The organism is Halomonas sp. GT (genome assembly GCF_002082565.1).
Lineage (GTDB): Bacteria > Pseudomonadota > Gammaproteobacteria > Pseudomonadales > Halomonadaceae > Vreelandella.
Genome location: NZ_CP020562.1, coordinates 876120 through 888788, shown reverse-complemented (window position 1 = coordinate 888788; position 12669 = coordinate 876120). Strand labels below are relative to the sequence as shown.

Annotated in this window: 12 protein-coding genes; 8 read left to right on the top strand and 4 right to left on the bottom strand. The window is 50.6% G+C overall.

Annotation, left to right across the window (positions count from 1 at the left end; genetic code table 11):
• Positions 1 to 12: 12 nt before the first annotated feature.
• A complete protein-coding gene (locus tag B6A39_RS04110) occupies positions 13 to 507 on the top strand; it encodes a GNAT family N-acetyltransferase (protein ID WP_083001647.1) in 495 nt (164 codons plus the stop codon).
• Between the two features lie 59 nt (positions 508 to 566).
• Here B6A39_RS04110 and B6A39_RS04105 read toward each other — a convergent pair whose 3' ends face one another.
• A complete protein-coding gene (locus B6A39_RS04105; protein WP_083001644.1) occupies positions 567 to 1115 on the bottom strand; it encodes a DUF1415 domain-containing protein in 549 nt (182 codons plus the stop codon).
• Between the two features lie 97 nt (positions 1116 to 1212).
• Complete coding sequence (locus B6A39_RS04100; RefSeq protein WP_083001642.1) at positions 1213 to 1881, bottom strand: GntR family transcriptional regulator; 669 nt, start codon at positions 1879 to 1881, stop codon at positions 1213 to 1215.
• Positions 1882 to 2071: 190 nt separating this feature from the next.
• On the opposite strand from B6A39_RS04100, the gene B6A39_RS04095 reads away from it, so the two are divergent.
• From B6A39_RS04095 to B6A39_RS04065, 7 genes are all read left to right on the top strand, one after another.
• A complete protein-coding gene (locus B6A39_RS04095) occupies positions 2072 to 2629 on the top strand; it encodes a chromate transporter (RefSeq protein WP_083001639.1) in 558 nt (185 codons plus the stop codon).
• Positions 2626 to 3156: a chromate transporter gene (locus tag B6A39_RS04090; RefSeq protein WP_083001637.1), complete on the top strand. Its 531-nt coding sequence runs from the start codon at positions 2626 to 2628 to the stop codon at positions 3154 to 3156. Before B6A39_RS04095 ends, B6A39_RS04090 begins: the two co-directional genes overlap by 4 nt.
• 111 nt (positions 3157 to 3267) lie before the next feature.
• A complete protein-coding gene (locus tag B6A39_RS04085; RefSeq protein ID WP_232318748.1) occupies positions 3268 to 4248 on the top strand; it encodes a Bug family tripartite tricarboxylate transporter substrate binding protein in 981 nt (326 codons plus the stop codon).
• Positions 4249 to 4313: 65 nt separating this feature from the next.
• Positions 4314 to 4784: a tripartite tricarboxylate transporter TctB family protein gene (locus tag B6A39_RS04080; protein ID WP_083001635.1), complete on the top strand. Its 471-nt coding sequence runs from the start codon at positions 4314 to 4316 to the stop codon at positions 4782 to 4784.
• A gap of 16 nt (positions 4785 to 4800) precedes the next feature.
• Positions 4801 to 6309, top strand: a complete 1509-nt coding sequence (locus B6A39_RS04075; RefSeq protein WP_083001632.1) for a tripartite tricarboxylate transporter permease — start codon at positions 4801 to 4803, stop codon at positions 6307 to 6309.
• Between the two features lie 35 nt (positions 6310 to 6344).
• Positions 6345 to 7952: a gamma-glutamyltransferase family protein gene (locus tag B6A39_RS04070; RefSeq protein WP_083001630.1), complete on the top strand. Its 1608-nt coding sequence runs from the start codon at positions 6345 to 6347 to the stop codon at positions 7950 to 7952.
• Between the two features lie 140 nt (positions 7953 to 8092).
• Complete coding sequence (locus tag B6A39_RS04065; RefSeq protein WP_083001627.1) at positions 8093 to 9940, top strand: ABC transporter ATP-binding protein; 1848 nt, start codon at positions 8093 to 8095, stop codon at positions 9938 to 9940.
• Between the two features lie 57 nt (positions 9941 to 9997).
• Here B6A39_RS04065 and B6A39_RS04060 read toward each other — a convergent pair whose 3' ends face one another.
• Together B6A39_RS04060 and B6A39_RS04055 are read right to left on the bottom strand one after the other, a co-directional pair.
• Entirely contained in the window at positions 9998 to 10891 is an 894-nt protein-coding gene (locus tag B6A39_RS04060) for a CobW family GTP-binding protein (protein WP_083001625.1), read from the bottom strand.
• 6 nt (positions 10892 to 10897) lie between these two features.
• Positions 10898 to 12484 (bottom strand): amidohydrolase family protein, encoded by a 1587-nt coding sequence (locus B6A39_RS04055; RefSeq protein WP_083001623.1) that lies wholly within the window; start codon positions 12482 to 12484, stop codon positions 10898 to 10900.
• Between the last annotated feature and the right edge of the window lie 185 nt (positions 12485 to 12669).

The window sequence follows — 12669 nt, the reverse complement described above, 5'->3', positions numbered from 1 at the left end:
AACACAAAGACCATGACCAGACTTAGCTTTACACCAATGACGCAAGAGGACTTTGTGGTCTTCTGGCCTACCTTTCAGTCCATCGTGATGGCTCAAGAAACGTATGCGTTCGATCCCGACATGACCTTTGAAGCGGCTTATACACTGTGGTGTCAGCAGCCTAAGGCGTCATTTGCGGTAAAAGATGATCAAGGCGAATTACTAGGCACTTACTATCTAAAAGCTAATGCAGCAGGCCCTGGCCAGCACGTTTGTAACTGCGGCTATATGGTAACGCCTGCGGCTAGAGGGAAAGGTGTCGCCCGCCAGATGTGCGAACACTCGCAGCATGTAGCGCGTCACTATGGCTTTGAAGCGATGCAATTTAATGCGGTAGTGTCCACTAACGAGGTGGCCGTCGCCCTTTGGCAACGGCTAGGGTTTGCGATTGTCGGCACGATTCCTAACGCCTACCGGCATGCGTCCCTTGGTTTTGTCGATAGCTACGTGATGTATAAAGCGCTTTAGTGGCCGCTTGAAAAAAGGGCAGCGCTTTATAATTAGGACATCCGTGATAGCGGGTCTGGTTATTTAAGGCAGCGTTGTAGAAGCTCTTCAGCAGCGGCGCTGCCCAACTCGGTTAAATGGGCAATATTTCGCTCAGGGATTTGTTCCGTATCACCATAAAAAGCAATCGCTTTTTCGACGCTGGCCTCGCGCAATAGATGAACCATCGCATAAGGCGAGCGATTGGTGTAATTGGCCGCGTCTTCGGGTTCAGCATCGGCAAAACAGTAATCCGGATGGAACGTTGCTAACTGATAGACCCCTTCATACCCCAACTCTGCCAACAGGCTTTCGGCCAGTTCGACATAATCCAGGTAATGATCAAAGCTTTTAAACAGCGTAGGAAATATCAGCAACGTGGTTTCCGTTTCCGGATGCTCGTTCAACCATTCTACTTCGGCTATTAGTTCTTCCAGTGCCACGTCGATTTTTTTCGAGCGCACTACCTCGACCCGAACGTTGCCGCCATCAATCTCACGCTTAGCGAATGGGCAGATATTGTGTTCCACGATAAAGGTGCGGACCCACGCTAACGTCTGCTCTGCTATCTGATTATCTGCCTCTTGCATCGCACCTACTACCTTACATTAAAGTGGCTGCCACCACGGTTAGAACCTGCCCGTGTACCTGTAAGAAATAGTGTACCTGCAAGAACAAGCAAATGCTTCAGGTGTGCGCCTGATACCGTGCCAACGCCACCTCATAAGATTTATGGATATGATCATCCATTAGGGCTCGAGCCGCTTTTCCATCTCGGTTTAACGCCAGTTCAACCAGCTCGTGGTGCTGATCGTCCAGCTCTTGGCGAATAGAGGGCATTTTGGGCCCCAAGCGGCGATAACGATCAAACTGGTCGTGTAGCTGTTCTATAAATCGAAGCAACCAAACCGACCCACAAGGCGCCACCAGAGTCCGATGGAACTGAGTGTGTAGCTGCTCCCACTCCTCTCCTTTATCGAGTGATACATCCGCACGTTTTAAGCGGTGAGCTGCCGCTAAAAGATCAGCTTCCCAGACCGCATCGCCGTGGACAATAGCACGCTCAAACGCCATGCCTTCTAGCTCAGTGCGCAAACGCGCAATATCATCCAATTCTTCCCGTGACAGCTTCGGAACCCTGAAGCCACGTTGGTTTTCTTGGATTAATAAACCATACGCCGCTAGTTTGTTTAATGCTTCACGCAACGGGCTTAGCCCAACTTGGTAATGCTCTTTCAGCGCATTAATGGCTAATTTTTCTCCAGCTGCAAAGCGGCCACCAACTAAATCTCTGCGCAACGCATCGTAAATAGGACTAGAGGCGGTATCAGGGGGAAGCGGGATGTGTCTGTTCATGCCGTAATCCTTTTACGTATCTTCACGATCGCATCTGTTAGCAAAGATTGTAGGGCTAGGTGTTGACGACTCACAATAGCCTGACCTATATTCTATTTTACATAGAATAATCGATTTTTTACAAAACAAACGATAAACAGGCAGAAAAGATGCTTTTAATAGAAATGCTTTCCCTCATGGCATTGGGCATATGAAACAGTCAGCACTCTTTTGGGCTTTCTTCCGTGTGGGCATTTTTGGCTTTGGTGGAGGCCCAGCCATGATACCTCTAGTACGTGCTGAAGTGGTTACGCGACACAAGTGGTTAACTGATGAAGAGTTTGCCGACGTACTTGCTATCGGCAATACGCTGCCTGGACCCATTGCAACGAAAATGCCTGGCTATATCGGCTATCGAGTTGCTGGCATCAGTGGTTGCGTGGCGGCAGTGATTGCCATCGTTCTGCCAATGATCGTTGCGATGATTATTATGCTAGGTATCTTTAGCCGCTATCGTGATGTTACGTGGATACGCGGCATGGGACAGGCAGTTATCCCTGTCGTTATGGTCATGATGGGCCAGTTAGCTTGGGATTTTTTCGACAAATCTCAAGCAGCTCTTGGCTGGATAGCAAGCGCGCTAATGGGAGTTATTGCAGGTGGATTAATTTATTGGCTGGGTGTGCATCCTGGCTGGGTCATTGGTGCCATCCTATTAACAGCCTTACTGCGTCCAACGGGTAAAAAACGCGTCGAGGGCTCAGCATGATTTATTGGGAGCTTTTCTTAGCGTTTTTTATTCCTAACATTATTGGTTATGGCGGTGGCCCCGCGATTATTCCTCTTGTTGAAGCCGAGGTAGTTGGCCGTTATAGCTGGATGACCTCTCAAGAGTTCGCCGAAACCCTGGCCTTGGGCAACGCACTCCCCAGCCCTATTGCAACCAAAATGGCGGGCTATGTTGGCTATGACATCGCCGGCATTGGCGGTGCATTTGTGGCTGTTTCTGCCACGGTTATTCCTTCTTTACTGCTGATGCTCGGGGCGCTGGGGCTGCTTTATCGTCATCGAGACTCTCCTCGCGTCAAGCGTATGAGCCAATGGGTTCGCCCGGTAATCGCCATGATGATGGCTTGGCTAACTCTCGGTTTTTTCCTGGAAAGTATTGATACCAGCGGTGCATTACATACCGTTTTACTGGGCGTTATTGCGGCTATTGCTCTTGTGCGTTTTAACACTCATCCAGCGTTTGTTGTTATCGGCGCATTGATTTATGGAGGGCTCTTCCTGGGCTAATGTGTTTTCACTGCAAACAATAAGAACCCACTATGGGATCACGCGCTCACCACCCCGCTGCTTTACAGCAGCGTATCACCACACCAACTCAATCAAAAAAGGTGTAGCAGAATGACGCGTTCAAAACTTGCTCTAAGTACCACTCTCGCCGCCATTGGATTGACCTCCAGTATGGCCCTCGTATCCACCGCTCAGGCTGACTATCCTGAGCAGGATATCCGCTTAATAATCCCTTACGGCCCAGGTGGCGCAACGGATATTATTTTTCGCTTAATATCACAAGAAGCAGAGCAGTATCTCGGTGAGTCAATTGTCCCTGTCAATATGGCAGGTGCCGGTGCAACGCTAGGGTCACGCAATGTCAAAGATGCTTCTCCAGATGGCTATACGCTACTGGGCAGCCACGACACGATTGCTCTCTCAAAACTCGCAGGTACTGTTGATTATTCTTACGACGCCTTTGAGCCTATAGCACTACTTACCCAAACAATTAATATCCCCGCCACTTATGCAGGACATGCCGTCAATAGCGCTGATGAAATCGCCGATTATGTCAGCGAGAACCCTGGCCAAGTCCGCTTTAGCATGATCCCCAGTTCTACCGACCACTTCTTCTGGGCACAATTTTTTGAAGAGGCTGGCATCGATATGGCAAATGTCCGTCTTGTGGGGTATCCCGACACAGGTCAGCAGGTTTCGGCACTGATGGCTGAAGAAGTAGACTTTGCCATGTTTAACCTGCCTTCCGGGGGCGCTTTCTTTGAAGATGGCACCTTTAAACCGCTAGGTATCGCTCACCCAGAGCGCTTAGACAGCATGCCGGATGTGGCCACTCTGCGTGAACAAGGAATTGCCATGGACCACTCTACCAGTCGAGGTATTTTTGCTCCTAAGGGCACCCCTGAAGAAGTTCTTGATGCTGTTGCCCAGGCCTATGGCCAAGCCCTTGAAAGTGAGCAGGTGAAAAGTCGTATCGAAAATGAGTTTGGTTCTGTGGTGCGCTTCCTTGCTGGAGATGACTATCAGGCGTTTTTGACCGAAAACGAAGCGGCGCTCTCTGCGGCGGCTGAAAATATCGATTTTCAGAACTAACGCCCACATTTCCAAGCTAACGCTCCCAGTGGTAGTTCTCCTGGGAGCGCCTGGAGGCATCGCGAATGCTAACGCTAACGAAAGACCGCGCGCTGGCGCTGGCGCTACTATTAATTGTGGCTGTCATGTGGGTTGAGTCCGGGTCTATCCGACCACCTACTAGTTGGCAGCCTTATGGATCAGCGCTATTTCCGCGCATTTTACTCGTCACTATTGCGCTACTTTCAGTCGTCATCTTGGTTCGCTCACTATTCACCAAAGTAGCTCCCCCAGCTTCTGGGAGGGGGGTATTAACTGAGTGGTTTGAACGTCGTAAAACCGTTGTGGCGCTCTTTGTTATGTTTGGGCTTTACGCCGCCTTGCTGCCTGTATTGGGTTACATCGTTGCCACTATGGTTTTTTTAATTGCGTCACTTGCACTGCTATTGGGCGTAGACACTAAGCGTAAGTGGGCCATCAACCTAGGGATCAGTTGCACACTCGTGCCGTTGGTATTTGTGATTTTTCGCTACGGCTTAAATGTTTGGCTGCCCTAATGTTGAGGAACGACTAATGACCAACTTTTTTCTTCAAGCGCTTGCCGAAGTGGGCAATCCATCTGTTTTGGGTTTAATTATTATTGGTGTGCTATTCGGCATTGTCGGTGGAAGTATCCCGGGCTTCACCGTCACGATGGCGATTCTGGTCGTATTCCCTTTTACCTTCGCTATGGACCCAGTCAGCGGCGTATCACTAATGGTGGGTGTATTTGTCGGCGGTTACTCAGGAGGCATTGTATCTGGCGTGATGTTAGGCATACCTGGGACCCCCTCATCAATCACCACCGTTTATGATGGCTATCCGATGGCACAGCGCGGAGAACCTGGACGTGCATTGGGTATTGGGGTAATGGCGTCGTTTCTTGGCACACTCATTAGCGTTGCGGTGCTGGTGTTTTTTGGCCCTTTAATCGCTAGTTTTAGTATGAATTTTCGCCCATGGGAAATTACTGCGCTGATTGTTTTTGCATTAACACTGGTCGCAGGGCTTTCCAACGGGGCTCTGTTAAAAGGGCTACTGGCGGCGGCTATCGGTCTACTCATTACCACGGTCGGTTATGATCGTAACAGCAATTTGCGCTTCGACTTTGACTTGCCTGCTCTAGGCTCAGGTTTCGAAATGTTGCCGGTAATGATTGGGGTATTTGCCTTTTCGCAGCTGCTTGGCAATATCGAAAAGCTAAACGATGAGAAGAGCAGTGCCCAGAAAATCGATACTAACGTCACTATCCCTTATGGCTTAATCATGAAGGATATAGCCAGCCAAAAGCTCAATACGTTGCGCTCCTCATTAATTGGTAGCTTGATTGGCGCGCTACCGGGCACTGGGGGAACAGTGGCTAACTTTGTCAGCTACGATCAGGCAAAGAAATTTTCACGCCACCCTGAAGAGTTTGGCAAAGGGACACCTAGTGGGATTGTCGCGTCTGAAGCTTCAAACAGTGCCGTTGCCGGCGGTGCCTTTGTTCCCACATTAGCGCTGGGCATTCCTGGCGACCTGCCAATGGCTATTATGATGGGTGTGCTCATTCTTCACGGTATCACCCCAGGGCCAATGATGTTTGAACAAAACCCGGTTCTGGTGGGGGCTATTTACGCCAGTCTATTAATTGGCGCCATTGCAATGGTGCTATGTAACTTACTGCTGGTGCGCTGGTTCGCCAAGATATCCCTTATCCCTCAGCAAATTCTGGTGCCTGCTGTACTGATGCTGTGCGCCATCGGTGCTTATGCATTGAACAATAACGTATTCGATATTTGGGTGTTGTTTATTTTTGGCGTGATTGGCTATCTGCTGTGGAAAGCAGGCGTGCCGCTTACCCCGTTAATTCTGGGTGTTGTGCTAGGCAATAATCTAGAGCGGCAGTTATTCCGAGCCTTAGAGCTTGACCCCAACTGGCTCACCTTTTTAACACGGCCGCTTTCTGCCCTGTTTTTGGCACTAGCGGTTGCTTCGGTGGTGTTCTCACTTTACCAAGACCGCAAAGTTAAGCGCCTTCAACAAACCACTCGATCGCCATAAATAGTTTTTCTTATGCCGCTGCAAAGGATTTTATGATGCAACACAATGCCCTTTACTACCCAAGCGCCTCTCGCCGCATGGCTACTTTCGGAAAACGCGGCATGGTGGCAACTTCCCAGCCATTAGCTGCCCAGGTAGGTATTAGCATTTTACAGCAGGGCGGTAATGCCATTGATGCCGCCATTGCCACCGCCGCAGCGCTCACCGTGGTGGAGCCGACCTCCAACGGCATTGGCAGCGATGCCTTCGCCATTGTATGGGTTGATGGCAAGCTACACGGCCTTAACGCCAGTGGCCCAGCCCCACGAGCAGCGACTATCGACGCCCTAAAAGCCCTTGGCCATGACACGATACCCAACCACGGCATGCTGCCAGTTACCGTACCTGGCGCCCCCGCCGCCTGGGCGGTGCTTTCTGAACGCTTTGGTAAGTTACCGTTTGCGCAGTTGCTAGCTCCAGCCATTGCCTTGGCGGAAGAAGGCTTTGCGGTGACGCCCGTTATTCATCAAATGTGGCAAGAAGCCTTCAACAATTATGCAACTTACTCCGATGCGGCGTTTACACCTTGGTTCGACACGTTCGCGCCAAAAGGTCGCGCTCCACGCCCGGGTGAGTTGTGGTCATCACCTGATCACGCTAACAGCTTAAACGCTATCGCCAACACCAAGGCCGAGGCCTTTTATAAAGGCGAACTGGCAGACGCTATTGATGCGTTTTCCCAGAAACACGGCGGCTTATTGCGTAAAGAAGATCTTGCCGCCTATCAACCGGAATGGGTAGATCCCATTAGCATTCGCTATAAAGGACACGACATTTGGGAGATTCCCCCCAACGGCAGCGGTATGATCGTGCTCCAAGCACTTGGTATGTTGGAACGTCTAGAAGCCTGCCCAGGTAACACCTTAGAAACTCTTCACCGCCGCATCGAAGCTACGAAACTGGCCTACATGGATGGTTTCAAACACATTACTGAGCGTGCTGACATGGCTCCTAGCACCGAGCAGATGCTAGATGATGGCTACTTAAAAGCGCGCGCCGCACTGATTGGCGAGCAGGCCGTTGACCCTGTCCATGGCAACCCCTTACAAGGCGGCACCGTGTATCTTGCGACCGCCGATAGCGACGGCAATATGGTGTCGTTTATCCAGAGTAATTTTAAAGGGTTTGGCTCTGGCATGGTGGTGCCAGGCACCGGCATTAGCCTACAAAACCGCGGCTGGTCGTTCTCCCTAGACCCAGAACATGCCAATGCATTAGCCCCTGGCAAACGCACCTATCACACCATTATTCCTGGGTTTATTACCAAAGATAACCAAGCCGTGGGGCCATTTGGCGTCATGGGCGGTTATATGCAGCCCCAAGGACAGCTGCAGGTAGTGACGGCCATGCTGGAAGATCACTTAAACCCGCAAGCCGCATTAGATATGCCCCGCTGGAAATGGACCAAAGGCAAAACGGTTGAGGTTGAAGCCGATTTCCCCAACCATCTTGCCTTGGCGTTGGCACGTCGCGGACATCACATTGTAAAAGTGGCTGATTCAATTAGCTTTGGTCGCGGTCAAATTATTCTGCGTGACCCTGAAAGCGGTGTTCTGCAAGGGGGGACAGAACCACGCACTGATGGTGCGGTATTACCTCTTTAAACGTTCTGCTGCTCCACGTTGCAGCACCGACTTGGTTCACTTACTGCTGGGCAATTAACGCACTGTCCAGCAGTAGGCTAGCTATCAACGCCAAAGCATCGCATCATGGCAACCACTTTTATCGGTTATGTTGCTAATCAATGACGCCACCCCCTTCTGTACCCGCTCACTCCCCTTTCAGCGGATTTTTTAGCGTGTTCCGTTATAGCCGACGCGCGCTTGCGTTGGTGTGGGAAACTTCCCGCTGGATGATGCTTGGTTTAGCGTTATGTACCTTAGTCGCTGGGGTTTTGCCTGCCGTGGCCGCCTGGGTTGGTCAGTTGATTGTTGATGGCGTCGTGGCGGCAATGGACAGCTATCAGGCAGCGAATTCACCTAATCTGTGGGAAACGCTAACCCCGGTATTAGGTTTGGTGGCCCTGGAAGGGTTGATTATTGCGTTTATCGCCCTGGCTCAGCGTGGGCTGGCTGCTCAGCAATCACTATTACGTGCGTTGCTAGGCCAGAAAGTCAACGTGATGATTTTAGAGAAGGCGGGCACCTTATCACTCAGCCAATTTGAAGACTCCGAACTGTACGACAAGCTCACTCGCGCCCGCCGCGAAGCATCCACCCGTCCGCTCGCCCTCGTCAATAAAACCTTTGGACTGCTACAGAACGCTATTTCGTTGGTCAGTTTCGGATTTCTCCTGGTGCAGTTTTCACCGTGGGCGCTATTGATCTTGGTAGTTGGAGCGTTACCGGTGTTTCTCTCAGAAGCGAAGTTCTCCGGCGATGCTTTTCGGCTATTTCGCTGGCGTTCGCCGCAAACGCGGATGCAGATGTATTTAGAAACGGTGCTTGCCCGCGAAGACAGCATTAAAGAGGTCAAACTGTTCGGCCTAGAGGGACTGTTTCTTCAGCGCTATCGGGATATTTTTAGTGCGCTCTTTGCCGAAGATCGCCGCCTAACCCTGCGCCGCGAAAGCTGGGGATTTATTCTTGGGCTGCTCGGCACATTAACGTTTTATGCTGCTTATGGCTGGGTGGTGGTCGAAACGGTCGCTGGAGCACTCACCCTGGGTCAAATGACCATGTACTTAATGGTGTTTAAGCAAGGCCAAGGAGCGTTATCGGCAAGCCTGACAGCGGTCAGCGGTATGTACGAAGATAACCTCTACTTATCAAACCTCTACGAATACCTTGAGCAGCCAACGGACGCCGAAGAAGGCCATCTCTCCCAGGGCATAACGCCAGGAGATGGGCTGCGCTTTGAGCACGTCAGCTTTGCCTACCCAGGTGGCAGCGAAGTATTACACGATATTTCGCTGCATTTAGCCCCCGGCAAAAGTATTGCACTCGTTGGCGAAAACGGCTCAGGTAAAACGACGCTAATTAAGCTATTGACGCGACTTTATCGCCCGACGACCGGACGAATTCTGTTAGATGGTAGCGACCTTAATCACTGGAATACCCAGGCATTACGGGAACGGGTGGGCGTTATTTTCCAGGACTTTGTGCGCTATCAGCTTTCAGTAGGTGAAAACTTAGGTGTGGGTGATACGCATGCCTTTGGCGATGAGAAACGCTGGCAGCAGGCGGCTCACGACGGCATGGCAGATGGCTTTATCGACCGCATGCCGCAGGGTTACCAAACCCAGCTAGGACGCTGGTTTAAAAATGGCCAAGAGCTCTCCGGCGGCCAGTGGCAGAAAGTCGCGCTTTCGCGTGCTTATATGCGGAAAAATGCCGATATTTTGGTGCTAGATGAACCTACTGCAGCCATGGATGCCGCAGCAGAAGCAGAAGTATTCGCGCGTTTCCGCGAGCACAGCCGCGATAAAATGACGATTTTGATCTCTCACCGTTTTTCGACGGTGCGCAGCGCCGACCAGATCATTGTGATTGACCAGGGGAGAATTATTGAGCGTGGCACCCATGAAGAACTGCTAACAGTCAACGGAAGGTATGCTTCGTTATTTCATTTGCAGGCGGAAGGCTATCAGTAGCAATAATAAATTAATTCATTGTTATGTTTTCAAAAAAACTACAGCTTTCGAATATGATCACGACAACCCAAGCTGGGCTTCTAGCCATGATGAATCCAAACTACCTGATAAGCCGATAAAAACAAGTCTCGTCTCGATAGGATCCTCTCCCCAAGCTTGCCCCACCGTTAAGGTTGCTTGCCCGCCAGAAACTTGCAGGTGACAACGATGGGCAGGTTTCTCTACCAAATTTACGGTCCCCTTAGCTCGAAAGATGCCCCGAGGGAGAGCGCTAAGAAGATTGTGCAGACTTTGCAATGAAATGGGTGCCTTCACTAGTAAATCATTACTTTCGAAGTTGGGCACTACCGCATTTCCAACGAAAGTATCCACATGTGAGCCAACGCAAAAAAGTGTCGGTAGCGGAACGGATGATTGCTGCGTTGGAATGATTGTCACTTTTGGAGAAACGGACCTAATCCAAGCACGAACCTCATTTCCTTGGCCAATATCTACTTTGTTTAAAAGTACTAACCCGGCACACGCTACTTGCCGCTGAGCCAACGAAAGAATTTCCGAGTTAAAAAGGGCCATTCCAGCATCAACAACTGCAATTACTCCATCCAGCGGTGCGTAATCACGCAATTCAGGGTCAGATAGAGTTTCAACTATTTCAAAGGGATCCGAAACACCTGACGCCTCAATCAGTATGCGATCAGGGAGATCATGGCGCTGCAGCACCCCCCGCACTGTGGCAAGTAGCCCCTGGCTTAGGCTGCAACAGATACAACCATTCTCAAGTGAAATAATTTCCTCCCCAGTTTCCCGCAAAAGCTCTGCATCAATATTCACTGCGCCAAAATCGTTGACAAGCACTGCAATGCGCAGCCCTTGTGGGTCTTGTAGAACATGAGAGAGGAGCGTTGTTTTTCCCGCCCCAAGGAAACCGGTAACGAGGGTAATAGGAACCATTTCTGCTTATCCTATAGGGCGTCGTATAGCCTGCCCAGGTCGCTCATTTTCCTGCCGTACTCCTGAGAGGATTACAGGTGTACCATTAACAATCAGATGCATAACACCAGTAGATGGACGCGCTGGCTCCAAGAAAGTTGCTTGATCCTGCAGTTCAGCAAGGTCAAAAATAACGATATCTGCATCAGCACCAACCTGGAGGCGACCTTTAGTGCGCATCTGCGGTGTTGAGGCTTCAAGTATCTGCGCTGGAATTAAGCTTGTCTTCGCAAGTGCCTCAGACAGAGAAATTACCTGACGATCACGAACCCATTGACTGATAAAGCGCGCGTAGCATCCTGATGAGCGCGGATGGGCAAAAGCCCCTTCTGGGAGCGGCCAAACGTCTTCCGTTAGGGCTGAACCACGTACAGCCCAAGGCATAGCATCCGATGCGATAGCTGAACCTGGATAAAGGACAGATAAATCGAGCAATCGCTGATCCTCTTCGCTATCATCTGGCCGCAAGAAATGCATGACGACAACAGCTCCAGGTTCACTCGCTTGAAGTTCATCTATTTTAGCTTGCGTAAGTGGAACACCATCCAACTCCAAACTCGTCGGATCAGGCGCTCCCCAGCGCTCCAGCCAATTCCCTCGGTAAATTTCCGCGCCCACTGCTGATGAACCTGCACCGTATGGGTAGGCTTCAATACTGATTGGAAGACCGCGCTCCTGTGCGCCTTTAAGCAGCTCTGCGCACATTTCAATATCGCGCCCGGCACTACTGTTAAGGTGGCAGACATGCATATGAGCACCTGTCGCTGCAGCCAGCGCAACGAGTTCTTGAAGCGCCTCAAAGGCGCTGAGAGGCTCCACAACACTGATTGAGCGAACATGTGTAAAGGTAGGTACTTCGTACTGAGCAGCAAGTTGTGCCAAAGCGTAATACTCTTTACGCCCGTAACCAGGAGCGTAGCCAGCATTTATTCCGATGCCAATGCCTCCCTGCTGCAGCCCACTTTCGACTCGACTAATAATGCGCTCAAGCTCGTCGGGAGTGGCAAGCGTGTTTTGCCAGTTATCCAAGGAAAAAGCCTGTTGAAACCATTGGAGCGTACCGTCAGGTTCTATCCCTTCTTTCTCCGCAATACGCGCGTAAGTCCAAGCGACAGAGGCACCATAGTTGATCGGGCGCCCTTCGGCAGCGGTTTTATCATAGAATTGGGCAATAGGTAGCAACCCAGACTCCAGCTCAAGTGCTGTGGTTACACCATCAAAAGCCTGCATCCAGGCAGCAGGTAATTGCTGGCCGTGCGCATGAAGATCAATGAAACCAGGCGCAACGATCAACCCCGATGCATCTAGCGTCTTGTCGCCTTTAAGAGGTGTCTCAGAGATTGCGGCAATACGTTCACCCTTTATCCCAACATTTCTAATCGCATCAAGGCCTGTCTCCGGGTCAATCACACGACCACCGATGAGCACAGTATCGAAGGGGCCCTCTTCATTCTGGCGCAATATTACTGGTAGAGATCGCCCTAAAGCAGGGGTAACAACGCTGACCATTCCAAGCGCAAGTAAAGTACGGCGGCTAATATCTACATTAGACATCACATACCTCCTCCCCTAATGCAAAAGATCATCGCAATCCCATCCAAAGAATCAGAGTGAGCGGTATGCAGAAGGAATTGTTAGAATTATTTTTGATAGGTGTTTTAACATCATAGCGCACACTTTTTTCTCTGCCAGGAATTGCTCTTCACTCCTTAGGCGGCAGAAGTTCACTGTACGAGGCT